Source organism: Cohnella fermenti (assembly GCF_004801405.1).
Classification (GTDB): Bacteria; Bacillota; Bacilli; order Paenibacillales; family Paenibacillaceae; genus Cohnella; species Cohnella fermenti.
Window position 1 is genome coordinate 171,368 of record NZ_SSOB01000001.1, and the last position, 22,015, is coordinate 193,382.

A 22,015-nucleotide genomic window follows, 5' to 3' on the forward strand; every position below is an offset into this window, starting at 1 on the left:
CGGCCGTCGGCCGCCTTATTTATACTTGGTCCATGAGTTATCCACTATCTCAAGGAGGGCTTGCAGTGAAGAAGATAGGCATGCTGCTTGCATCGGTATTGATTATGGGAACGGCGCTTGCGGGCTGCGGTTCCGACGGGAATTCCAATTCCGGCTCGGCCGGTTCCGGTTCGACCGGCGGGAGTCCGGCGGCGTCCGGCTCGGCCGCGAAGGACGACCATTCCAAGAAGCTGTCGCTGACGATGATGGTCAGCACGGCGGCGGGCGGGGGTTGGACGGACGATCACCCGATGGTGAAGTACCTGAACGACAAATTCAACGTCGACCTGAAGTTCCAATGGGTGCCGGGAGACAGCTACAACGAGAAGCTGAACGTGCTGGCCGCATCGAACGACTTCCCCGACGTCTTCCAGATCTGGGACGCTTCCACATACAGCAAGTGGATGAAGAAGGGAGTCTTCCTCGACCTGAAGCCGATTCTGAGCGATTACCCGAACATCGTCAACAACGTGACGGACGAAGCTCTCGCCATGATGAACCCGAAGGACAAGGTGTACGGGCTGCCGATGTACGCGCCGGCCTTCCGCAGCAACCTGTCGATCCGTCAGGATTGGCTGGACAAGCTCGGGCTGAAGACGCCGGAGACGGTGGACGAGTTCTATCAGGTCGCCAAGGCGTTCACGACCGAGGACCCGGACGGCAACGGCAAGCAGGATACGATCGGCTTCAGCATGTCCATCTCGACTGCGGGAGAGATCATCGGAATCGACTACCTGAAGGGTGCCTTCGGCTTGGCCAACGCATGGAAGCTGGAGGACGGCAAGCTCGTTCCGCAGCAGACGCAGACGGAGGAATGGAAGGCTCTCGCCACGTATCTGCGTCAAGCTTATGCGGACGGGGTGCTGGACAAGGACTTCGCGGTCAACAAGGAACGCGATCCGTGGAACAAGCTGGAGGGCAATACGAACGGCATCGCCGAGGTCAATCCGAACGAGGTGTACAAGCAATCGCTGCCGGTTCTGCAGAAGCTCGCGCCGGAAGCGGACATCGTGCAATTGGCTCCTCCGGCGGGACCGACCGGTATCCGGGCCGCGAACACGATCACAAGCACAACGAAGATCGTCCTGAACGCCAAGCTTAGCGAGGAGAAGCAGCAACGCATCCTTGAGATTATCGATTACATGTTCTCGGACGAAGGCTATCTGTGGTCGAAGAACGGCATCGAAGGCATTCATTATGAGAAGAACGGCGATACGTACGAGAAGCTGGATGCGTTCGACAGCGACCGTCCGCAGATTCTGTCGACGTGGTTCATCCGCCGCTTCGATCCGAGCATTCAGATCCGGCTGTGGGATGAACAGGAGTACGCCGACAAGGTCATGGCCTGGTTCGAGAATACCGAGCCTTACCGTTGGACGAATCCGGCGGCGGGCCTGATCTCGGAGACGTATTCCAAGAGCGGGATTCAGCTCGACCAGAAGTTCACGGCCGCCATCGTCAAGGTCATCACGGGCAGCGAGCCGGTCGAGTCGATCGACGCAGCCTCGAAGGCTTGGCTGGCCGGAGGCGGCGACAAGATCATCGAGGAGACGAACGCGCTCTACGCGGAATTGAATTAATGGTTTGGGGGGAGAGGGGCTGCCCTCTCCTCCGCTCTTTATAGGAGGTGTTCTCATGCCGTCTTCCGACATCCGCGGAAGATTGCGCCGCGGTCTTCCGCTTTACGCGCTGATCCTGCCCGGGGCGCTCTACTTCCTGTTATTCCGTTATCTGCCGATGGGCGGGATCGCCATCGCCTTCCAGAATTACGATCCGTTCGAAGGGTTCCTGCACAGCCCCTGGGTGGGGCTCGAGCATTTCCGTCGATTGTTCGGGGACAGCGACTTCTGGCTATTGCTTCGCAACACGCTTTTCCTCAGTATGCTTAATCTGTTCGTCTTCTTCCCGGCTCCGATCCTGCTCGCGCTGCTGTTGAACGAGGCTCGCATTCGCTTGTTCCGCCGCGCGGTTCAGACCGTCACCTACCTGCCTCACTTCCTGTCCTGGGTTGTCGTCGTCGGCATCTCGGTGCTGCTGTTCTCCACTCAGGACGGAGCGATCAACGAGTGGCTGGTCTCCCACGGGAAGGAACGCATCGGGCTGCTGACCGATCCGGCGTACTTCCGTCCCCTGTACGTGCTCTTGAACGTCTGGAAGGAATCCGGCTGGAGCGCGATCATCTTCCTGGCGGCTCTGGCTTCCGTCGACCCGACGCTGTATGAAGCGGCTGTCATGGACGGTGCAAACCGCTGGAAGTCGATGCTCCACGTGAGCCTGCCCGCGCTGCGCGGCGTCATCGTCGTGCTGTTCATCCTGCGGCTGGGACAGACGATGGAGACCGGGTTCGAGCAAGTGCTGCTCATGCAGAACACGATGAATCTGGACGTGTCCGACGTGTTCGATACGTATGTTTACCGCAATGGTATCCTGATCGGGGAATACAGCTATACGACAGCCGTCGGTCTGTTCAAGTCGGCGATCGGCCTCGTGCTGATCGTGGCTGCGAATACCTGGGCCAAGCGCAAGGGTGAGGAGGGAGTCTATTGAAGCGATTGTCCATATCCGACCGTCTGTTCGTCTGGATCGTCTACGCGATTCTGACGATCTCCACCTTGGCGGTTGCGCTGCCGTTCTTATACGTGGTCATGGTGTCGTTCTCGACCAAGGCGGAGGTGCTGTCCCGCGGCTTCTTCCTTCTGCCCAAGACGTGGTCGCTCGACGCCTATCAATACTTGTTCCGCGAGAAGAACTTCCTGCTCTCCTTCCGGAATTCGCTATGGATCACCCTGGTCGGCACCGTCGTCAACATCGCTCTGACGAGCATGATGGCTTACGGCCTCTCGAAGCCGTGGATCGTCGGGCGCAGGGCGCTCAACATTCTTGTCCTGTTCACCATGCTGTTCAATGGAGGCATCATTCCGACGTACCTGGTCGTCAACACCTTCGGGCTGCTGAACAGCTACTGGGCGATCTGGCTCACGGCCGCGATCGCACCCTTTAACCTGATCGTCATGCGGGGCTTCTTCCAGAGCTTCCCGCCCGAGCTGGAGGAGGCATCCCGCATCGACGGGTGCAGCGAGTTCTATCTGTTCCGCAAAATAGTCCTTCCGTTGTCCACTCCAGCGATCGCGACGTTCACGCTGTTCTACCTGGTGCAGAATTGGAACACCTACTTTAACGCCTTGATCTACCTGAACGATTCGACCAAGTGGCCGTTGCAGGTGTTCCTGCGCCAGATGCTGATCGAAGCGGCGGACTCTTCCATGACGCTGGAGATCGAAGGCTTCGAATTCGGGCCTCCGGTGAAGATGGCGACGGTTGTGGCGACCGCGCTGCCATTGCTCTTGATTTACCCGTTCTTCCAGAAGCACTTTAATCAAGGCATGATGCTCGGCTCGGTGAAGGGGTGAGGCTCGGATGAACGGAGGCACGTCGATCGTCTTCCTGATCGCGGACGACCATCGGTGCGAATCGCTCGGTTCATCGGGCAATCGGGACGTCCGCACCCCGGTGCTGGACGCGCTGGCCGAGAGCGGCGCCGCGATGCAGGGCACGCGCATCTTCGGCGGCATGACGGGGGCGGTGTGCGCACCGAGCCGCGCGTGCGTCATGACCGGGCAGTCGATCTTCCGTTCGATGATCGGCTGCGATCCGTCCGTGTGGGCGCATTCGACCGACATCCGGGAGGAGGCGCCGCTGTTGCCCGAACGGCTGCGGGCCGCCGGCTACCGGACGCACGCGGTCGGCAAGTGGCACAACGACAAGAGAAGCTTCGCGCGCAGCTTCGACGGCGGGGACAAGCTGTTCTTCTACGGGATGAGCGACCATTGGCGCGTTCCCGTGCAGCCGTTCGACCCTTCCGGCCTCTACGGGAAGGAGCGGGAGCGAATCGAGGAGCGGCATTCGACCGAGCTGTTCACCGATGCGGCGATCGAATTCCTGGAGAAGCAGGACGGAAGCTCTCCCTTCTTCCTGTATGTCGCTTATACGGCGCCGCACGATCCCCGCACCGCCCCGGAGCCGTACGCCTCGCTGTTCGACCCGGAGCGGCTGCGGCTTCCGCCCAATCTGCTGCCGGAGCATCCGTTCGACAACGGCGATATGGGCGTGCGGGACGAGCGGCTCGCGTCGCTGCCGCGGCAGGAAGCCGAGCTGCGTCGGCATCTGGCCGATTATTACGCCATGCTCGCGCATCTGGACGCGCAGGTCGGCCGGATCGTCGAATGCTTGAAGAGCAGGGGGATGTACGAGAGCACGCTGCTTGTCTATACGGCCGATCACGGCCTCTCCATCGGCCAGCACGGCCTCATGGGCAAGCAGAACGTGTACGAGCACAGCGTGCGCATCCCTCTTCTGCTTCGCGGCCCGGGAATCGTTCCGGGAAGGAAGCTGGAGGCGCTGCTGAGCAACATCGACATCGCGCCGACGGTCGCGGAGCTGGCCGGCTTGCCGGAATGGCCGGAGGCGGACGGGATCAGCTTCGCGTCCCTGCTGCGGGAACCTGCCGGCGGGGCTGTAAGCGAAGCCGAAGCCGCAACCAGAGCCGAAGCTGCGGGCCGCGACCACGTCTGCACCGCCTATCAGGACCTGCAGCGCATGGTCACGGACGGGCGCTGGAAGCTCATCCGTTATTATCGCCGCGAGTCGGACGGCGTCGGCACCGATCGTCTTCAACTGTTCGACTTGCAGGCCGACCCATGGGAGACTCGCGATGTCGGCTCCGATCCGGACCAACTTCCCGTTCTGCTGCGCCTGGCGCGAATGCTCGAGAGCTGGATGACCCGTCACGGCGACCCGCTGAGCCGGGTTCCGATACTGAATATTATTGCGCCGGGAGGCAACGAGAATCATGAAGACATCTGATGCGATAGACCGGCTGTTCGCCGAGGCCGATATGCGGCTCGCGTCGCGGCCGAAGCTGCTGGCGATGCTCAAGACCTGCTTCGCCAGCACGCTTGAGACGACGGCGAAGCTGCTGGAGGACGGCACATCCTTCGTGTTCACGGGGGACATTCCCGCGATGTGGCTGCGCGATTCGAGCGCGCAGGTCCGCCATTACGTGCCCTTGGCCAAGGACGATCCGACGCTGCAGCGGCTGATCGAGGGGCTGATTCGCCGCCAGATCGCCTGCATCGGCATCGACCCGTACGCCAACGCGTTTAACGAGGCGGCCAACGACCATCGTCTCGACTGGGACGAGACGGACCTGAACCCTTGGATCTGGGAGCGCAAGTACGAGGTCGACTCGCTGTGCTACCCTCTGCAGCTTGCGTATCTCTATTGGAAGGCGACGGGCAGAGCCGGCATCTTCGACGAAGCGTTCCGCCAGGCGGCAGGGCGCGTGATCGACCTGTGGACGACGGAGCAGCGTCATGCCGAGCAGTCGCCCTATCGCTTCGCCCGCCATACGGGGCCGAAGTCGGATACGCTGCGCAACAACCGAATGGGAATGCCGGTCAATTACACCGGAATGACCTGGTCCGGCTTCCGGCCGAGCGACGACGCTTGCAAGTTCGGCTACCTGATTCCGGCGAACATGTTCGCGGCCGTCGCGCTGGGGAACGTCGCGGAGATCGCCGCGGACGTGTACGCGGACGACGGACTGGCTGCGAGAGCCTTGACGCTTAAGGAAGAGCTCGAGTACGGCATCGAGACCTACGGAATCGTGAACCATCCGCAATTCGGCCGCATCTATGCCTACGAGACCGACGGCTTCGGCAACTATAACCTGATGGACGACGCCAACGTGCCGAGCCTGTTGTCCATTCCTTATCTGGGCTACAAGCCGAAGGACGACGAGGTGTATCGCAATACCCGCCGCTTCGTGCTCAGCGAAGCCAACCCCTACTTCTACAGCGGGAAGGCGGCCCAAGGAATCGGCAGTCCGCACACGCCGAACCGTTATATCTGGCCGATTGCGCTCAGCATGCAACTGTTGACGTCGGACGATATTGCGGAGCGGCAGCAGCTTCTCGAGCTGCTGGTGTCCACGGATGCCGGAACCGGCTTCATGCACGAGGGCTTCGATGCGGACGATCCGACTCGGTTCACGCGGCCGTGGTTCGCGTGGGCGAACAGCCTGTTCGCCGAGGCGGTCGCAAGCATGATGGAGAGCGGCGAGCTGGCATAATCGACATAACCGACATAGTCGGCCTGGAGAGCGACATACGGAAGAAGGGAGAGCGCGATCATGACTTCGACGGCTTCAATGACTTCAATGACTTCGACGGACAAGGCGGCAACGAGCCGCCCCAACATCCTGTTTATTCAGACGGACCAGCAGCGAACGGACACCCTGTCCGCATACGGAGGAAGCGTATGCCGGACGCCGTATCTTGACGAGCTGGCAGAAGAGAGCGTCATCTTCGACAACGCCTACACGAGCTGTCCGGTGTGCACGCCGGCGCGGGCGTCCATCCAGACGGGGCTGTACCCGTTTAAGCACGGCATGCAGACGAACGGCTACGGAATGGGGAGCATGGTGCAGGAGCTTCCCGATACGCCGCGGCTGCTCAGCCGAAGGCTGGAGGGGGAGGAGATCAGCCTCGGCTACACGGGCAAGTGGCATCTGGGCACCTCCGGGCCGGAGGAACGGTACTCCGCTAACAATCTCGCCTATATCCGCTTCCCTGAGCTTACGGCCGGCATTCGCTCCTTGCCGACCGATGTCGGCTACGAGGGAGACGACTTCGGAGGACACGGGCTTGGGGGCATGCACTATCCGGAGTTCCAGGCCTACTTGAAGGAGCGGGGGCTGGAATGGAGCCTGATCAACAAAGTATCGGGCCACTTCGAGAATCACTTCTCCGCCGAGCTGACGACTCCCGTCGAAGGGACAGTCGAATACTACCTCGTCGATCGCGCCATACAGCACATCGACCGGTTCCGGGAGCGCGGCAAACCGTTCTTCTTCTCCTTGAACTTCTGGGGACCGCATGAGCCGTATATCGCTCCGACGAAGCATCTTGACCAGTACCGCGATGTCGAGATTCCGCCGTGGCCGAACTTCGGCGACGACGGGATCGGCAAGCCGTCCATCCATCGGGTGAAGCAGGGGAGCTCCCAATGGGAGGACTTCGTTCCGCACATTCGGCACTATTACGCGTTCATGAGCAGCATCGACGAGCAGATCGGCCGGCTCCTGGACTTCTTGAAGGCCCGAGGGCTGTACGACAATACGATTATTGTGTTCACGGCGGATCACGGCGAATCGCTCGGCATCCACGGAGGGCTGTGCGACAAGTCGTTCTACATGTACGAGGAGACGTGCCGGATTCCGCTGCTCGTCAAGCCGGCTGCCGGCATGGGAAGCCCGCGCCGGGAAGCGCGGTTCGTCGGAACCTGCGACATCCACGCGACGCTGCTCGACCTGGCGGGAGCCGGGGAGCCGTCCGCGGGAAGCGACGGGCGCTCGTTCGCCCCGATGCTGCAGGGAGAGGCGCCGTCCGATTGGCCGGATTGCATCGTCACGGAAGGGGCGGGGCTGGAGAATCTGATGTACACCCAGCGGATGCTCCGCCGAGGCAGGTTCAAGTATGTGTTCAACTGCGGAGATACGGACGAACTGTACGACCTGGAGAGCGACCCGCACGAGCTGGTCAACTTGATCGACGACCCGGGCAGCCGCGACGATGCGAACGAGATGAAGCGAGCGCTGGCGGAATGGATGGTGCGGCACGAGGACGGGCTGCTGAAGCAGTTCAGCCGTCTGCGGCTTGTTAACGGCATGAAGTAATACGAGTACCCGACACGTCAGGGCGTTCCTGGCGTGTCTTTGTGCACGATTGACCCGTGAGATCGAGCCTTCAGAACTATTTTCCGCAATGCCTCTTGACGAATATTAATATTGTCATTATGATAGTATCAACAAGACGAAATAAAACGATCAAGAGGAGTGACGACGATGATCTGGCTGAACGGCGAACCTTTAACCTTCACGACGTTCCCGAACGGGGAGACGCTGGTCGACGGGGAACGAATCCGCACGCTGGCGGGAGAACGCAACGAGGTCACCTTCAAGTACGAGCAGGACGGCGATCTTCTGAAGCTGTATTTTGTGAGAAGCCATCTCGACGATCTGAGGCACTCCGCTTCTCTAACCGTTCAATATATGCCGTACAGCCGAATGGACCGGACGTCCGGCGGCTCCGTCTTCACGCTGAAGCACGTTGCCAAGCTCCTTAATGCCATGAACTTCGACGAGGTGACGATTCTCGAGCCTCACTCCGACGTCACTCCCGCGCTGGTCGATCGGAGCCGTGTCCGTCCCGTAACGCTTGAGCTGCTGGGTCCCGTCCTTAAAGATATCGGCTTCGATGCGGAGAAGGATTACTTGTTCTTCCCGGATGCGGGCGCGCAGAAGCGATACGGCCACATCCCGGGCTACAAGCAACTTGTCGGCTTCAAGAGAAGGGACTTCCAGACGGGCCGAATCGAAGGGCTTGAGGTGGTCGGCCGCGCGGAGGCGGAGGGATTCAAAGCCGTCATCCTCGACGATCTGTGCTCCTACGGCGGGACGTTCCTGCTGAGCGCGGAGCGGCTGAGAGAATTGGGCGCTTCGAACGTCTATCTGGTCGTCGCCCACTGCGAGAACTCCATCCATGAAGGCAAGCTCCCGACCTCGCCGCTGATCGATCGGGTGTACACGACGGACACTCTCTTAAGCGACACAGGCGCTCACTCGGACCGAATCCGGATTTTCCCCCAAGGAGGCTATTGATCATGACAACCCCATTCGTATACCCGGCTACGCTGCTGTGCGACTTCTACAAGGTGAGCCATCGGAATCAGTACCCGCAAGGAACGGAGCTCGTCTACTCGACGTGGACGGCCCGCACGAGCCGCATCGGGGCCATCGACCGCACGGTCGCGTTCGGCTTCCAGGCGTTCATCAAGGAATTCCTGATCGACTACTTCGACAACAACTTCTTCGGCCGCGCCAAGGCGGACGTCGTGAACGAATACAAGAGAGTGCTTCAGTACGCTCTCGGGGCTAACGACCCGGACGCCTCGCACATCGAGCAACTGCACGATCTCGGCTATCTGCCGATCCGGATCAAGGCCGTCAAGGAAGGCACGCTTGTGCCGATCAAGGTGCCGATGCTGACGATCGAGAACACGCTCCCGGCGTTCTTCTGGCTGACGAACTACCTTGAGACGCTTATGTCGTGCCAGCTCTGGATGCCGACAACGAGTGCGACGCTCGCCTTCGAATACCGCAAGATTCTTGAGGACTTCGCCCGCCGCACGAACGGCGACGTCTCGGGGGTGCCGTTCCAGGGGCACGACTTCTCGATGCGGGGCATGGGCTCGCTCGAAGCGGCGAAGGCCAGCGGGGCGGGGCACCTGCTCTCGTTCACGGGCACGGACACGATTCCGGCCATTCTGTACCTCGAGGACCACTACAACGCGAATATGGAAAAGGAACTGGTAGGAACGTCGATTCCCGCCACGGAGCATAGCGTCATGTGCGCGCACGGGCGAGACGAGATGGCGTCGTACCGTTACCTGATCAATGAAGTGTATCCGAGCGGCTTCGTCTCGATCGTGTCGGATACGTGGGATCTGTGGAGTGTGCTCGACGTCGTTATCCGCGGCCTGAAGGACGACATTCTGAGCCGGGACGGCCGGGTTGTCATTCGCCCGGACAGCGGCGATCCCGTCTTGATTCTGTGCGGCGACCCGGACGCGGAGAGCGAATTCGCCCGCAAGGGAGTGATCGAGGTGCTGTGGGACATCTTCGGCGGCACGGTGACGGAGCGCGGCTACAAGCAGCTCGACCCGCACATCGGCGCGATCTACGGCGACGCGATCACGATCGACCGCTGCCGCGAGATCTGCGAGAAGCTGGCGGCGAAGGGCTTCGCTTCGACGAACATGGTGTACGGCATCGGCTCGTTCACGTACCAGTACAACACGCGGGATACGTTCGGCTTCGCGCTCAAGTCGACGTTCGCCGTCGTGGACGGCGTGGAACGGAAGATCTACAAGGACCCAGCGACGGACCCGAACAAGATGAAGAAGTCGCAGACCGGACTCGTGCGCGTGGTGGAGCGGGACGGGGAGCGGACGTATGTTGACAACCTCGGCCGGGAGCAATACGATGGGTTTGATGAGGCCGATCGGCTGGAGGACGTGTTCGTCGACGGACGGTTGGTCCGCGAGCAGACGCTGGGCGAGATCCGCGGGGCGCTGCTTGGGAACTTGGGATAATCGGAACTTGGGGCGGCAGACGGAACTTGAACAATAAATATAGAAGCAAGGGGAACGAACGGGGACGATGAATGAGCACGCGAACGGCCACTACTCGGCAAGCTCTTATCGCACGCCCGACGGGGCTCCGTCGGATATCGTGATTTTCACCATTACCTCAAGCGAGAGAGCGGGCGCCAAGAAGGCATTGCCGACGCGCCGTCTCGAGGTGCTGCTGATCAAGCGGCAGAAGTGGCCGTTCGAAGGGCTCTGGGCGCTGCCCGGCGGGTTCACGAAGGAGACGGAGACGGTCGAGGAATGCGCGCGGCGGGAGCTGGAGGAGGAGACGGGCGTGTCCGACGTCCACCTCGAGTACTTCAATGTGTACAGCAAGCCGGGCCGGGACCCGCGCGGGTGGATGCTGTCCCATGCGTTCGTGGCGCTCGTTCGCGAATCGTTCCTGGCGGGGCGGCGGACATCGGACGAAGCGGCGGACGTGGCGCTGATGCCGGTCGAGGACGCGGTCGGGCTGGAGCTGGCCTTCGACCACCGGAGCATTCTCGAGGACGCGCTGGAACGCATAAGGGTGCGAATGCTGACGACAACGATAGCGAAGGAGTTCCTGCCGGAGGAGTTCACGCTGAGCGAGCTGTATCAGGTCATTCGTGCGGTCATTCCGTCGTTCGAGGAGAGGAACTTCATTCGGAAGGTGACGTCCACGCAGAGCCGCAAGGGCATCCTGGAGGAAGCGCGGGACGCAAGCGGCGAGCCGAAGACGTCGAACCGGTACTCGCAGCGCCCGGCGCAGTTGTACCGATTCACGGATTATTCTCCGATGCTGTCGATTTATGGGTGAGGACAAACTCCGGCCCGGCGACTGGAGTTTTGGCCGTCGCCATCCCCCCGTTCGAGCGCCGATGTGCGGGAAACCCGCCTAACGGCTTGCTCACCGGGCCATTTTAAGAGGTAGCCAAGGGGACTGGCGAGATCGGCAAAGGGCTATTGAAGCAACCGAATGCCAAGGGCTGAGGCCGAAGAGGGGAATTCCCCAGCTTCGGCCTCAGCCCTTGGCCCTTCTTGCCGTCTTACTCCGCCTCCGCCGCACTCTCCGAATACGCCTTCTCGAGAGCCTGCAGGAACACCTCGGTCGGCTGGGCGCCGGATACGGCGTACTTGCGGTCGAGCACGAAGAACGGCACGCCGCGCACGCCGATCTGGGCGGCGAGCTGCTCGTCCTCGCGCACCTGTTCCGCGAAGTCGCGGCCTGCGAGCGCAGCCAGCGCGCCTTCGCGGTCAAGGCCGATCTCCGCGGCCAGGCTCGCAAGCGTCTCGTGGTCGCCGATGTGCAGGCCGTCGGTGAAGTACGCCTTGAACAGCCGCTCCGCCATCTCGTTGCGCTTGCCGAACTGCGACGCATAGTGCGTCAAGCGGTGGGCGTCGAACGAGTTGGTGAGAATCGACTTATCCATATGGTAGTCGAGTCCGAGCGTCGCGGCTTGCGCGGTCAGGTTGCGGTTGTTCGCCGCAGCCTGCTCCACGGTCATGCCGTACTTGTTCGCCAGCATCTCGTTCACATTGTAATCCACGTCGCGCTTCGCGTTCGGATCGAGCTCGAAGCTGCGGAATTCCACCTCGATCTCTTCGCCGTGGGCGAATTGCTCCAGGGCGCCTTCCAATCTCCGCTTGCCGATATAACAGAACGGACAGGCGAAGTCGGACCATACTTCCACTTTCATCGTTGTTCCTCCCTTTGCGGTTTGTGGCTATTATTAAATGTAACACACTTTATTTTCGGAAGAAACAGTAGAACCGAAGTCCACATCTTGCCAGTATGCGCTATAATAGGCCTTAAGAATCAGGTGACAAATAGCGCAGGGGAGGGTACTCATTGACGGAGAATGCGTTGACGGAACGTCTGTCGAAGCTGCGACAGTTGTACGAGCGGCAGCGGGCTGCATCCCGATTGGCGGCTCATCGCGAGAAGTCGCTGCTCGAGTTGGGGCATGTTGCTCACGCGAAGCTTCAAGCCGGAGACATCTCCGATCCCGAGCTGGGCCGGATCTCGCAGGCAGTCGGCAATTGGGACCGTATGCTGCAAGAGCTTCACGGGGCCGAAGGCCGGGCATCGGGGACGGAAGCGCCGGCTTCGGATTCGGTAGGATCGGACCGGGGAAGGAAGGGGGCGGCATCGCTTCCGGACAAGCTGTGGACAGCGGCTCGCCCGGTATGGAAGCATGGAGGCTTCGGTGCGCTGCTCTCGGTTGTGCTGCTTCTGGCACTTTGCCTGGCAATCGTTACGGTCGGGAATCGAGCGTTGAACCAGGGAGCCGATATCGGAAGAACGGCGATTGCCGAGCAGGTTCAAGGCGCTGTCGGGCAGGTGCAGGAGAAGCTTGGAGAGACGGGGCAAGAGAGGCTGAACGGGCCGCTGGGCGAGCGAATCTCGGGGGGCATCCGCGATGCGCTGGAGAGCAAGCTGTCGGCAGTGACCGACCTGAGAAGCGGAATCGACTTCAATCTGCTGAAGGTGCCGACGACCTACCTGCTCGTTCACAACGTGGAATCCAAAGCGGAATTGAACACGGGAGGAGGGCTTGTCGCCAGCGAACTGAGGGTTCAGTCCGGTGTCTATGCCTTCCTTCTTGTTCCGCTGCTTGCGTTCCTTATCGGAGGCTATGTAGCGGCGAGGCGCATGCGGGTGCAGACGGCGAAGCAAGCGGCGGGGTTGGCGCTCGTGATCGGGGCCGTCAACGCAATCGTTCTTGCGCTGATGACAACCCTGTCGGGATTCTCCGCAGAGGCCGACCTGCCCGGAAGGGTCGGAAGCATTGGCATCGATTACAGCTTCTCCTTCTTCGGCGCCCTGCGCAACGGCTTCCTGCTGGGGGCTCTGTTCGGCTTCGCCGGGGCGATGCTCCGACTGTCTTCCTTCCGTTGGGCAAGGCACCTTCATGGAGGCATAATCCCTTATGGAGAGCCGATTCGACGAGCGGCGGCGACCGTAGCATACGGCCTGGGCATTAGCTTGCTCTACTCTCTTGCTGTGCTGTGGGGGACGGGGGCGCCGTCTCCTCTGCTGGTTTGGCTTCTTCCTCAAGTGGCCTTCTATGTATGGGGAATCGCGAACGGGAACGTGTTCCACATGACGAATCTGTTGGCAGGCCAGGGGCGGCAATTGGAGGTATCCGTGTTCGCCGGTATTCAAGGGACGGGAACGGGGGAGGCTGCGGCGGCATGGAACGGGTTCATCGCGGCTTCCGTCCTGATTCCGATCGTTCTGCTGCTGCTGGCGGGAATGAGGATGAAGATGAATAGCGGCCGTTCGTCACAAACGGCGGCGGTATTCGGCCTCGTCTATGCCGGTCTCCTGTCCGTTCTTGCCATGCTGCTGAGGATCGGCGTAACCGCGACGGGAAGCAGCGCCTTGTTCAACACGAAGTCGATCGCGATGACGGCGGGCTTCACTGTTCCGGGCGTGTTCATGACCAGCTTCGTTGCAGCTTACGTGCTCGTCTCGATCGGCTTGAGATGGAGCTTCGGAAGACGGAGCAAGCTCAATTCGAAGGGAACTTCCCCGCTGCAAGAGCTATCCGGCGATCGGCCTCCGATGCAGCCTCCGATACAGTAGAATAATTGAACTTGCACTAGAATCTGGCGTTCCTGGCGGTCTGCTGCAAGCGCGCAACGACGATTCTTCCATTCAAACGGCCAAGCTTTGACTATCTGCCGCAGAGGGATTATCTTATAGGGATAACGGCCTACTGTGGCAGGAAAGGCGTGCAGCTATCGATGAGAATGAACATAAGAGCCAAGCTGACTTTAATCACGTTGATTTTGCTTATCCTCCCCGTCTCCGTCTTGGGGTACGTGACCTATCGGGTCACCGATCAGGAGACGAACTCGATGATCGAGGATTCCTTGAGGAACAGCGTCCATCTCGCCGCTCAGATGATCAAGGCGCTGGACGATTCCGTCACGAGCGGCAATCTGACGGAGGAAGAGGCGCAGGAGAAATTCCGCGAGCTGATTCTCGGCGTTAAATCGGCGGACGGCACACGTCCGATCAACTCCTCGATCGACCTTGGGAAGAACGGCTACTTCTTCGCCTTGGACGAACAGGGGCTGCTGCTGGCCCATCCGACCAAGGAAGGAAGCAATCTATGGGACAGCTCGAACAGCGACGGGTTCTATTATATTCAGAATATGGTCAAGCTGGCCGGCGAAGGCGGCGGCTTCACGAAGTACGACTTCCCTCTCCCCGGCTCCGATAAGGAAGCGCTTAAAATTACATATAGCGAAGAAGCGCCGGCCTGGGGATGGATTCTGGCGGCAGGCTCCTACTACCGGGATTACGATTCCGCCCAGAGGCATATCTCCAGCGCCATTCTGGTCACCCTCTTCTCTTGCGTAGTTGCCGGCATCATCGTTCTCGCGTTCTTCTCGCTCCGCATGTCCCGTTCGATCCGCCAGGTCACCGCGAGGGCGGAGGAGATCGCGGCGGGGGATCTGCGCGGCGCTCCGCTTGCGATCCGGCGCAGCGACGAGATCGGCCGCCTTGGGCTGTCGATCAACCACCTGACGGGCAATCTGCGCGAGCTGGCCGGTACCCAGAACCTGAGTGCGGGCGCCATTGCGGCGTCGGCGCTCAAGCTTAGGACGATTACGGCGGAGACGAAGGCGGCCGCGAATCAGACGTCGATTGCGGTCGGCGAAGTGGCGAGCGGCAACGATGCGCAGGCGGAGAGCATCCGGGCGACGACCCGGGCGATGGAGGAGATGGCCGGAGGCGTTCAGAGAGTGGCGACGACGGCGTCGAACTCCTACGAAGCGACGCTGCAGACGCTTGAGCAGGCCGAGTTCGGCGAGAAGCAGATCGAGCGGTCGACGGAGCAGATGGTGCAGGTCAGCGGGACGGTGGAGCATCTGGGCGGACTGGTCGATCAGCTCGGAACCCGGTCGCAGCAGATCGGGCTGATCGCCGAAGCGATCAAGGAGATCTCGTCGCAGACGAACCTGCTTGCGCTTAACGCCTCTATCGAAGCGGCGCGGGCCGGCGAGCAGGGCAAGGGCTTCGCGGTCGTGGCGACGGAGATCAAGAAGCTGGCCGAGCGATCGACGGATTCGGTCGGCCAGGTCGCGGATCTGATCGAAGGCATCCGGGAGGATATCGAATTGTCCGTCGTCTCCATGAGGAAGGGAGAAGAGGAGGTCAGTCTCGGCGTCAGCGCGATTCGCCAGACGGGCGAGGCGTTCCTCCGCATCCTCGAGTCGGCGCGGGCCGTTGTCGACCAGGCCGAGGAGACGACGGCGGCAGCTCAGCAGATGGCGGCCAGCGCCGAGCAGATCACCGCATCGCTGGAGGAGATGGAACGCCAGTCGGAGCTTGCCGCGGAGGCTTCCCAGTCGGTATCCGCCGCCACGGAGCAGCAGCTTGCCGCCTTCGAAGAGGTCGCTGCCTCGGCGCAGCAGCTTAGCGAGATGTCGGACCGGATGAAGCAGCTCGCGGAGCGATTCAAGGTTTAATGCTGCTATCCGGCAGCAGAGCGGGAGGGACGGGCGTGAGCGAGGAGAAGTCGAGCTTGAAGCGGGCGTACAACAACTTCGCGGAGCAGCGCGAACGGACGGAGCTCGAGTCGTGGAAGCGCGAGGAGCGAGAGAGCTTCCTGGTCCGCCTGAAGGAGGCGAACGCGCGCACGCTGCTGGAGATCGGCGCGGGCACGGGGCGGGACAGCCTGTATTTCGGCGACCGTGGCCTGGACGTGACGGCGATCGATCTGTCGGAGGAGATGGTGCGGCTGTGCACGGAGAAGGGCATTCGCGCTCGTCTGATGGATTTTTACAAGCTTGATGTGCCCGATGGGGCGTTCGATGCGGTGTATGCCCTGAATTGCCTGCTTCACGTTCCGAAGAGCAAGCTGGACGGCGTGCTGCTGGAGATCAAGCGGGTGCTGAAGCCGGGCGGACTGTTCTTCTGCGGGCTGTACGGCGGAGCGGACTCCGAGGGCACCTGGGAAAATGACGTTTACGAGCCGAAGCGCTTCTTCGCGATGTATTCGGATGGGAGAGTAATAGAGGCGTACGGCCGCCAATTCGAGCTGCTGGACTTCCATACGGTGGAGATGGGGCAGGGGAGCCCGCACTTCCAGTCTCTGCTGCTTCGGAAGTAACACAAAGACAAGCACCATGTTCCCGGAGGCGTACTCTAGGGCGTGGTGCTTGTACTATTTTAACTCCTGTTCCATGCCCGTGGCGGCGTCTAGAAGTCTTCCGAAGAATACATAGCGAGCAGAATGATTGCGTTTAAGAGAAGGAGCGTCCAGAGGATTAAACCGGTTTTGTATTTTCTAAAAAAATGCATGGCAACACCAGCTCTCTCAAAGTCGTTTTGCGGGGTCGGCGCAAGCTAGCGGGTTAAATATATTTAATCTAAAGTTTAACAGGAAGTTGTTGTTTTTTGAAGGATAAACAGAGAAAATAAGGGAGTAGGACTAAAGTAGTTGATTGGAGCTGTCGTTTCTTCCGGTATTATTAGGAAATGATTCAAATTTTGTTGGATTCTGAAACCTTCCGTCGATTGTCTTCGTAATATTCCCTAAATCGCTCAATCATCTCTCAAAGGAGGAATCGCGGTGAGCGCATTAAACAAATTCCAGTCCTGGATATCCTCGACACGATCGAACTTGCAGGACCAAGTCAAACGGTTCAAGAACAAAGATTTATTGGAGGCGATCGTTGCCGGCTGCGCGGTGGTATCGGTAGCCGACGGCACGATCTCGCCCGAGGAGAAGCAGAAGATGGCGGGGTATCTGGGCAGAAGCGAGGATCTGAAGGTCTTCAACATGTCCGAGGTCATCGAGAGATTCAACCACTTCGCCGGCAACATGGAATTCGACGTGATGATCGGCAAGCAGGAAGCGCTGCGCGTGATAGCCAAGCTGAAGGGCAAAACGGAGATCGGACGGGTTGTCATCGGGGTCTGCTGTGCCGTGGCTGCCGCCGACAACGACTTTGACGAGTCGGAGAAAAACGCGGTGCGCGATATTTGTCAGGTATTAGGATTGAGTCCGGGCGAGTTCGGGCTTTAATTCATAGACCATTTTGCAGAAAGTGAGGGCGCTGCATGTCCATATCTCTCGTAAAAGGCCAAAAGGTAGATTTGACGAAGGGGAACGCGGGGCTCGGCAAGATCGTGGTCGGTCTTGGATGGGATCCTGCCGAAACCGAGAAACGCGGGCTCTTCGGTATAAAGAAGGCGGCGCCGAACATCGATTGCGATGCTTCCGCGCTGTTGCTTAACTCGGCAGGCAAGCTTGCCAAGGAGAAGAACCTCGTATGCTTCCATAACAAGAAGAGCGGGGACGGTTCGGTGGTGCACTCCGGCGACAACCTGACCGGAGAAGGCGAAGGGGACGACGAACAAATCTTCGTGGAGCTCTCCAAGGTTCCCGCAGATGTCGATAAGATTTTGTTTGTCGTCAACATCTATGACTGCGTGAATCGCAAGCAGGATTTCGGCATGATTCGTTCCGCTTACATACGGATTGTGAATCCGGCCAACGACCAAGAGCTGCTTCGCTACAACTTGTCGGACAACTATGCGGGCCGTACGGCTCTTATTGTCGGAGAAGTGTATCGCCATTCGGGCGAGTGGAAGTTCAACGCCATCGGCGAAGGCAGCCATGCCGCCCATATTGACCATCTGGCACGACAATACCAATAAAAAAAAGCGAGGTAATCATTCATGGCAATCAGCTTATCCAAAGGACAAAAGATCGATCTGACGAAAACAAACCCGGGCTTGACGAAGGTTGTTGTAGGACTCGGCTGGGACACCAACAAGTACGACGGAGGCAAGGATTTCGACCTGGACGCATCCGTGTTCTGTTTGAACGATCAAGGCAAGACGGGCTCCGACACCGACTTTATTTTCTACAACAACCCGAAGAACGCCAACGGCTCGATCGAGCATACGGGCGATAACCGAACGGGCGAAGGAGAAGGAGACGACGAGCAAGTCAAGGTCGATCTGGCTGCCGTCCCTGCCGAGGTTCAGAAGATCGCCTTCTGCATTACGATTCATGAGGCGCAAGAGCGCTCCCAGAACTTCGGTCAGGTGTCCAACGCTTTCGTCCGCATCGTGGACGAGCAGAGCGGCGCCGAACTGATCCGTTACGACCTGGGCGAAGACTTCTCCGTCGAGACGGCTGTTGTCGTAGGCGAGCTGTACCGTCATTCCGGCGAGTGGAAGTTTAGCGCGATCGGAAGCGGCTACCGCGACGGCCTTGCGGGCCTGGCTCGCGATTACGGCCTCTCTGTATCCTAAGGGAGCCGAGCTGAATGGCGGTCAATTTATCCAAGGGACAGAAGGTTGATCTAACCAAGACCAACCCCGGCCTCTCCAAGGTTGTCGTGGGACTCGGCTGGGACGTCAACAAGTATGACGGGGGCTCCGAGTTCGATCTGGACGCTTCGGCATTCTGCTTGCGGGATACCGGCAAGGCGGGAAGCGAGGCCGACTTTATCTTCTACAACAACAAGACGAACGCCAACGGGGCGATCGAGCTGTCCGGGGATAACCGCAGCGGAGAAGGCGCCGGGGACGACGAGACGATCAAGATCAACCTGGGGGCCGTCCCAGCCGAGGTTCAGAAGATCTCGTTCTGCATCACGATTCACGATGCCGAGGAGAGACGCCAGAACTTCGGACAAGTTGCCAACGCCTATGTTCGGATAGTGAATCCCGACAACGGCCAGGAATTGATTCGATACGACCTGGGAGAGGACTTCTCCGTCGAGACGGCTGTTGTTGCAGGGGAATTGTACAAGCATGGCGGCGAATGGAAGTTCAATGCGGTCGGCAGCGGCTATCGCGAAGGACTGGCGGGGCTCTGTCGGGACTTCGGCATCAACACCTGACTTCGATCACTCAGTTGACGGGAGGCAATGGCATGTCCATTAATCTGTCCAAGGGACAGCGTATCGACCTGACGAAGACGAATCCCGGCCTTACCAAGGTTGTGCTGGGGCTGGGCTGGGATACGAACAAGTATAGCGGCGGCGCCGAATTCGACCTTGATGCCAGCGCCTTCCTGCTCTATGAGGACGGCAAAGCCAAGAGCGAGGAAGACTTCGTCTTCTACAATCATCTGAAGGCTTACAACGGTGCCGTCGAGCATACGGGAGACAACCGGACAGGGGAAGGCGACGGGGATGACGAGCAGATCAAAATCGATTTCTCCCGAATTCCTTCCCACATTCACCGAATCGGAATTACCGTTACCATTCATGAGGCGGAATCGCGCAGTCAGAACTTCGGCCAAGTATCGAACGCCTTCGTCCGCCTGGTGGATGAAGCGAGCGGGCGCGAAGTGCTGAGATACGATCTGGGAGAAGACTTCTCGGTCGAGACCGCTATCGTCTTCTGCGAGGTCTATCGGCAAGGTGCCGATTGGAAGTTCCAGGCCATCGGTTCCGGATTCTCGGGCGGCCTCGCAGCGCTTGTTCGCAATTACGGCTTGTCATAAGTATCGAGTGCGGGTATCGGGGCCTTTCTCCTAATGCCCGCATTCTTTCTCTCAAGGAGGGGAGTCTGGTTGTCCGTAAAGATCATTAAAGGGCAGAAAGCCGACGTAACGAAGAATAATCCCGGTTTAACATCCGTCGTATGCGGAATCGGGTGGCAAGGCAGCGCCGGCATCGATATTGACTTCTCGGCATTCCTGCTGGGCGGCGGAGGCAAGGTATCCGGCGATGAAGATCTGATCTTCTACGGGAATCCCTCCGGCGCGGCGGGTGCCGTCCAATTGGTTCAATCCGCCAAGACGAGCTATCTGGGGCTAACGGATAAAGAGCAAGTGCGCCTCAAGCTAAGCGATGTTCCCGCCAAGGTGGAGCGAATCGCGTTCGCGTTGACCATCTATGAAGGGGAGAACAGAAGACAAAGCTTCAAGGATTTGAACGGCCTCTATATCCGGCTTATTGCGAACGACGGGGATAACGAATTGATACGCTTTGATCTGGACAATTCGTTCTCGGTCGAGACGGCGATCGTCGTCGGAGAGCTCTATCGATATAACGGAGATTGGAAGTTCAATGCGATCGCTTCGGGCTACTCGGGCGGACTGGGCGCTCTGTGCGGCAGCTTCGGCATCGAAGTCAAGGAGCCGGAAGCCGCGCCTCCACCTCCCAAGCAGGACACTCCTCCTGTCCCTGTACAATCGGCACCTGCGAACCCTCAACCTGCTCCGCCCGCTTCGCCTCCTCCTTCACCTCCCGTAAATCTGAGCAAGATTTCCCTCAAGAAACGCGGAGACACGATCAACCTGCAGAAAAAAGCAGGGAAATTGGAAGAAATTCTGATTAACCTGAATTGGAATCAGCAGAAGAAGAAGGCTGGGCTGTTCGGTTCATCCGGCAAAGGGGTGGACCTCGACCTGGGCTGTTTATTCGAGCTCAAGGACGGGTACAAGGGAGTTGTCCAAGCGCTCGGCAATTCGTTCGGAAGCTTGAAGGACGAGCCTTATATCGCGTTGGATGGGGACGATCGCACCGGCGCCGTGCTGACAGGCGAGAATTTAAGAATCAACGGGAACAAGATCGCCGAGATCAAACGAATTCTTGTCTTCGCCTTCATTTACGAGGGAGTCGCGAACTGGGCCCAGGCGGACGGAGTGGCGACGATCAAGCACGCCGGAGGACCCGACATCGAGGTTCGGATGGACGAGCACAACAACCGCAAGGGAATGTGTGCGATCGCGATGATCGAGAATGTCAACGACGAGACCTTCAGTATTAAACGCTTGGTCGAGTACTTCGACGGGCACCGCAAATTGGACGAGGCTTACCGCTGGGGAATGAGATGGACGGCGGGGAGCAAATAACGGAGGGAAGAGACCTGAATGGATTTCATTCATAATGTTATCGATAATTTCTCCAGTTTCTTCAACTGGGATAATTTCTCGCAAGTCATAACCGATCCCGTGAATTGGGGGATCATTCTCACCCTCGTCTTGCTGGAAGGGTTGTTGTCGGCCGACAACGCCCTGGTGCTCGCGGTTATGGTTCGGCATCTTCCCAAGGAGCAGCAGCGCAAGGCGCTGTTCTACGGGATCATCGGAGCCTACGTCTTCCGGTTTATTGCCATCGGCGTCGGTACGTATCTGGTCAAGATTACTTGGGTCAAAGTGGCCGGGGGCGTGTATCTCCTCTGGATTGCACTGAGCAATCTGTTCTCTCTGGAATTCAGGATGTACCGTGTCGGCGGCATTCCTCTTCTTCCGTATATCGCCAGGAAGTCCGATGAAGAAGGGGAAGTCCAGAACAAGGGACTTGGCTTCTGGCGGACGGTTCTGGCCGTCGAAGTGATGGATATCGCCTTCAGTATCGACAGCGTCCTCGCAGCCTTCGGCGTGAGCGAGCAGGTATGGGTTCTGTTCCTCGGCGGAATCATCGGGGTGCTGATGATGCGTGGCGTGGCGCAGATCTTCCTTAAGCTGCTGGAGCGTATTCCCGAATTGGAGAAAACAGCCTTCGTGCTGATTCTGATCATTGGGGCGAAGATGATCGCCGCCGCATTCGGCGCTCACATCTCGCACGCTCTGTTCTTCGGAGTGTTGATCGCGATCTTCGGCGGGACGATCGTATGGAGCTTGGTGAAGAATCGCAACCGGCTGCCCGACGTTCAAGGAACGGATGCGGAGACAGACAAGAGACTGCATTAACGACAGGGATCTGAGGCATTCATCGGCCTGCCTGGCTTCGTCGGCTATAGCAGTAATGGCGAGAG

20 protein-coding genes are annotated in these 22,015 nt (G+C 59.4%); 19 read left to right on the forward strand and 1 reads right to left on the reverse strand.

What is annotated here, in order from left to right; translation table 11 throughout:
• The first annotated feature begins 65 nt into the window (after positions 1 to 65).
• The 9 genes from E6C55_RS00590 (at position 66) to E6C55_RS00630 (ending at position 11,086) form a co-directional block, all read left to right on the forward strand.
• A complete protein-coding gene (locus tag E6C55_RS00590) occupies positions 66 to 1,619 on the forward strand; it encodes an extracellular solute-binding protein (RefSeq protein WP_230986449.1) in 1,554 nt (517 codons plus the stop codon).
• 55 nt (positions 1,620 to 1,674) lie between these two features.
• Positions 1,675 to 2,586 carry an ABC transporter permease gene (locus E6C55_RS00595; RefSeq protein ID WP_136367831.1) on the forward strand — a complete coding sequence of 304 codons (912 nt, stop codon included), beginning with the start codon at positions 1,675 to 1,677 and terminating at the stop codon, positions 2,584 to 2,586.
• Positions 2,583 to 3,449, forward strand: a complete 867-nt coding sequence (locus E6C55_RS00600; RefSeq protein ID WP_230986450.1) for a carbohydrate ABC transporter permease — start codon at positions 2,583 to 2,585, stop codon at positions 3,447 to 3,449. The genes E6C55_RS00595 and E6C55_RS00600 overlap by 4 nt, the downstream gene beginning before the upstream one ends.
• A gap of 7 nt (positions 3,450 to 3,456) precedes the next feature.
• The gene (locus E6C55_RS00605) at positions 3,457 to 4,902 is read left to right on the forward strand and encodes a sulfatase-like hydrolase/transferase (RefSeq protein ID WP_136367832.1); all 1,446 of its coding nucleotides are present in this window, start codon (positions 3,457 to 3,459) and stop codon (positions 4,900 to 4,902) included.
• Positions 4,889 to 6,169, forward strand: coding sequence for a glycoside hydrolase family 125 protein (locus E6C55_RS00610; protein WP_136367833.1), 1,281 nt, complete (start codon positions 4,889 to 4,891; stop codon positions 6,167 to 6,169). Before E6C55_RS00605 ends, E6C55_RS00610 begins: the two co-directional genes overlap by 14 nt.
• Positions 6,170 to 6,229: 60 nt before the next feature.
• Positions 6,230 to 7,774: a sulfatase-like hydrolase/transferase gene (locus E6C55_RS00615; protein WP_230986451.1), complete on the forward strand. Its 1,545-nt coding sequence runs from the start codon at positions 6,230 to 6,232 to the stop codon at positions 7,772 to 7,774.
• 168 nt (positions 7,775 to 7,942) lie between these two features.
• Positions 7,943 to 8,758 (forward strand): ribose-phosphate diphosphokinase, encoded by an 816-nt coding sequence (locus tag E6C55_RS00620; protein WP_136367834.1) that lies wholly within the window; start codon positions 7,943 to 7,945, stop codon positions 8,756 to 8,758.
• 2 nt (positions 8,759 to 8,760) lie between these two features.
• Positions 8,761 to 10,251 carry a nicotinate phosphoribosyltransferase gene (locus tag E6C55_RS00625; protein ID WP_136367835.1) on the forward strand — a complete coding sequence of 497 codons (1,491 nt, stop codon included), beginning with the start codon at positions 8,761 to 8,763 and terminating at the stop codon, positions 10,249 to 10,251.
• A 67-nt stretch (positions 10,252 to 10,318) separates the two neighbouring features.
• Complete coding sequence (locus tag E6C55_RS00630; RefSeq protein ID WP_136367836.1) at positions 10,319 to 11,086, forward strand: NUDIX hydrolase; 768 nt, start codon at positions 10,319 to 10,321, stop codon at positions 11,084 to 11,086.
• 229 nt (positions 11,087 to 11,315) lie between these two features.
• Here the strand turns inward: E6C55_RS00630 and E6C55_RS00635 are convergent, their stop codons facing one another.
• Positions 11,316 to 11,966: a DsbA family oxidoreductase gene (locus tag E6C55_RS00635; protein ID WP_136367837.1), complete on the reverse strand. Its 651-nt coding sequence runs from the start codon at positions 11,964 to 11,966 to the stop codon at positions 11,316 to 11,318.
• Positions 11,967 to 12,118: 152 nt separating this feature from the next.
• Between E6C55_RS00635 and E6C55_RS00640 the strand changes: the two genes are divergently transcribed.
• The 10 genes from E6C55_RS00640 (at position 12,119) to E6C55_RS00685 (ending at position 21,950) form a co-directional block, all read left to right on the forward strand.
• On the forward strand, positions 12,119 to 13,858 hold the full coding sequence (locus tag E6C55_RS00640; protein ID WP_136367838.1) for a hypothetical protein: 1,740 nt from the start codon (positions 12,119 to 12,121) through the stop codon (positions 13,856 to 13,858).
• A gap of 161 nt (positions 13,859 to 14,019) precedes the next feature.
• A complete protein-coding gene (locus tag E6C55_RS00645) occupies positions 14,020 to 15,753 on the forward strand; it encodes a methyl-accepting chemotaxis protein (protein ID WP_136367839.1) in 1,734 nt (577 codons plus the stop codon).
• A 35-nt stretch (positions 15,754 to 15,788) separates the two neighbouring features.
• Positions 15,789 to 16,397 carry a class I SAM-dependent methyltransferase gene (locus E6C55_RS00650; RefSeq protein ID WP_211093498.1) on the forward strand — a complete coding sequence of 203 codons (609 nt, stop codon included), beginning with the start codon at positions 15,789 to 15,791 and terminating at the stop codon, positions 16,395 to 16,397.
• A gap of 462 nt (positions 16,398 to 16,859) precedes the next feature.
• Positions 16,860 to 17,315 carry a tellurite resistance TerB family protein gene (locus E6C55_RS00655; RefSeq protein WP_136367841.1) on the forward strand — a complete coding sequence of 152 codons (456 nt, stop codon included), beginning with the start codon at positions 16,860 to 16,862 and terminating at the stop codon, positions 17,313 to 17,315.
• Between the two features lie 35 nt (positions 17,316 to 17,350).
• On the forward strand, positions 17,351 to 17,950 hold the full coding sequence (locus E6C55_RS00660; RefSeq protein WP_136367842.1) for a TerD family protein: 600 nt from the start codon (positions 17,351 to 17,353) through the stop codon (positions 17,948 to 17,950).
• Positions 17,951 to 17,971: 21 nt separating this feature from the next.
• The gene (locus tag E6C55_RS00665) at positions 17,972 to 18,553 is read left to right on the forward strand and encodes a TerD family protein (protein WP_136367843.1); all 582 of its coding nucleotides are present in this window, start codon (positions 17,972 to 17,974) and stop codon (positions 18,551 to 18,553) included.
• A 14-nt stretch (positions 18,554 to 18,567) separates the two neighbouring features.
• Positions 18,568 to 19,146, forward strand: coding sequence for a TerD family protein (locus tag E6C55_RS00670; protein ID WP_136367844.1), 579 nt, complete (start codon positions 18,568 to 18,570; stop codon positions 19,144 to 19,146).
• Between the two features lie 32 nt (positions 19,147 to 19,178).
• Positions 19,179 to 19,754, forward strand: coding sequence for a TerD family protein (locus E6C55_RS00675; protein WP_136367845.1), 576 nt, complete (start codon positions 19,179 to 19,181; stop codon positions 19,752 to 19,754).
• A 69-nt stretch (positions 19,755 to 19,823) separates the two neighbouring features.
• Positions 19,824 to 21,110 carry a TerD family protein gene (locus tag E6C55_RS00680; RefSeq protein WP_136367846.1) on the forward strand — a complete coding sequence of 429 codons (1,287 nt, stop codon included), beginning with the start codon at positions 19,824 to 19,826 and terminating at the stop codon, positions 21,108 to 21,110.
• Between the two features lie 18 nt (positions 21,111 to 21,128).
• The gene (locus E6C55_RS00685; protein ID WP_136367847.1) at positions 21,129 to 21,950 is read left to right on the forward strand and encodes a TerC family protein; all 822 of its coding nucleotides are present in this window, start codon (positions 21,129 to 21,131) and stop codon (positions 21,948 to 21,950) included.
• The last annotated feature ends 65 nt before the right edge of the window (positions 21,951 to 22,015 follow it).

Excerpts from the sequence above, each read along its gene's own strand:
- E6C55_RS00660 (WP_136367842.1), top strand. The coding sequence starts at position 17,351 with ATGTCCATATCTCTCGTAAAAGGCCAAAAGGTAGATTTGACGAAGGGG.
- E6C55_RS00635 (WP_136367837.1), bottom strand. The coding sequence starts at position 11,966 with ATGAAAGTGGAAGTATGGTCCGACTTCGCCTGTCCGTTCTGTTATATC.
- E6C55_RS00630 (WP_136367836.1), top strand. The coding sequence starts at position 10,319 with ATGAATGAGCACGCGAACGGCCACTACTCGGCAAGCTCTTATCGCACG.
- E6C55_RS00605 (WP_136367832.1), top strand. The coding sequence starts at position 3,457 with ATGAACGGAGGCACGTCGATCGTCTTCCTGATCGCGGACGACCATCGG.
- E6C55_RS00645 (WP_136367839.1), top strand. The coding sequence starts at position 14,020 with ATGAGAATGAACATAAGAGCCAAGCTGACTTTAATCACGTTGATTTTG.
- E6C55_RS00625 (WP_136367835.1), top strand. The coding sequence starts at position 8,761 with ATGACAACCCCATTCGTATACCCGGCTACGCTGCTGTGCGACTTCTAC.
- E6C55_RS00670 (WP_136367844.1), top strand. The coding sequence starts at position 18,568 with ATGGCGGTCAATTTATCCAAGGGACAGAAGGTTGATCTAACCAAGACC.
- E6C55_RS00595 (WP_136367831.1), top strand. The coding sequence starts at position 1,675 with ATGCCGTCTTCCGACATCCGCGGAAGATTGCGCCGCGGTCTTCCGCTT.
- E6C55_RS00665 (WP_136367843.1), top strand. The coding sequence starts at position 17,972 with ATGGCAATCAGCTTATCCAAAGGACAAAAGATCGATCTGACGAAAACA.
- E6C55_RS00620 (WP_136367834.1), top strand. The coding sequence starts at position 7,943 with ATGATCTGGCTGAACGGCGAACCTTTAACCTTCACGACGTTCCCGAAC.
- E6C55_RS00610 (WP_136367833.1), top strand. The coding sequence starts at position 4,889 with ATGAAGACATCTGATGCGATAGACCGGCTGTTCGCCGAGGCCGATATG.
- E6C55_RS00615 (WP_230986451.1), top strand. The coding sequence starts at position 6,230 with ATGACTTCGACGGCTTCAATGACTTCAATGACTTCGACGGACAAGGCG.
- E6C55_RS00685 (WP_136367847.1), top strand. The coding sequence starts at position 21,129 with ATGGATTTCATTCATAATGTTATCGATAATTTCTCCAGTTTCTTCAAC.
- E6C55_RS00675 (WP_136367845.1), top strand. The coding sequence starts at position 19,179 with ATGTCCATTAATCTGTCCAAGGGACAGCGTATCGACCTGACGAAGACG.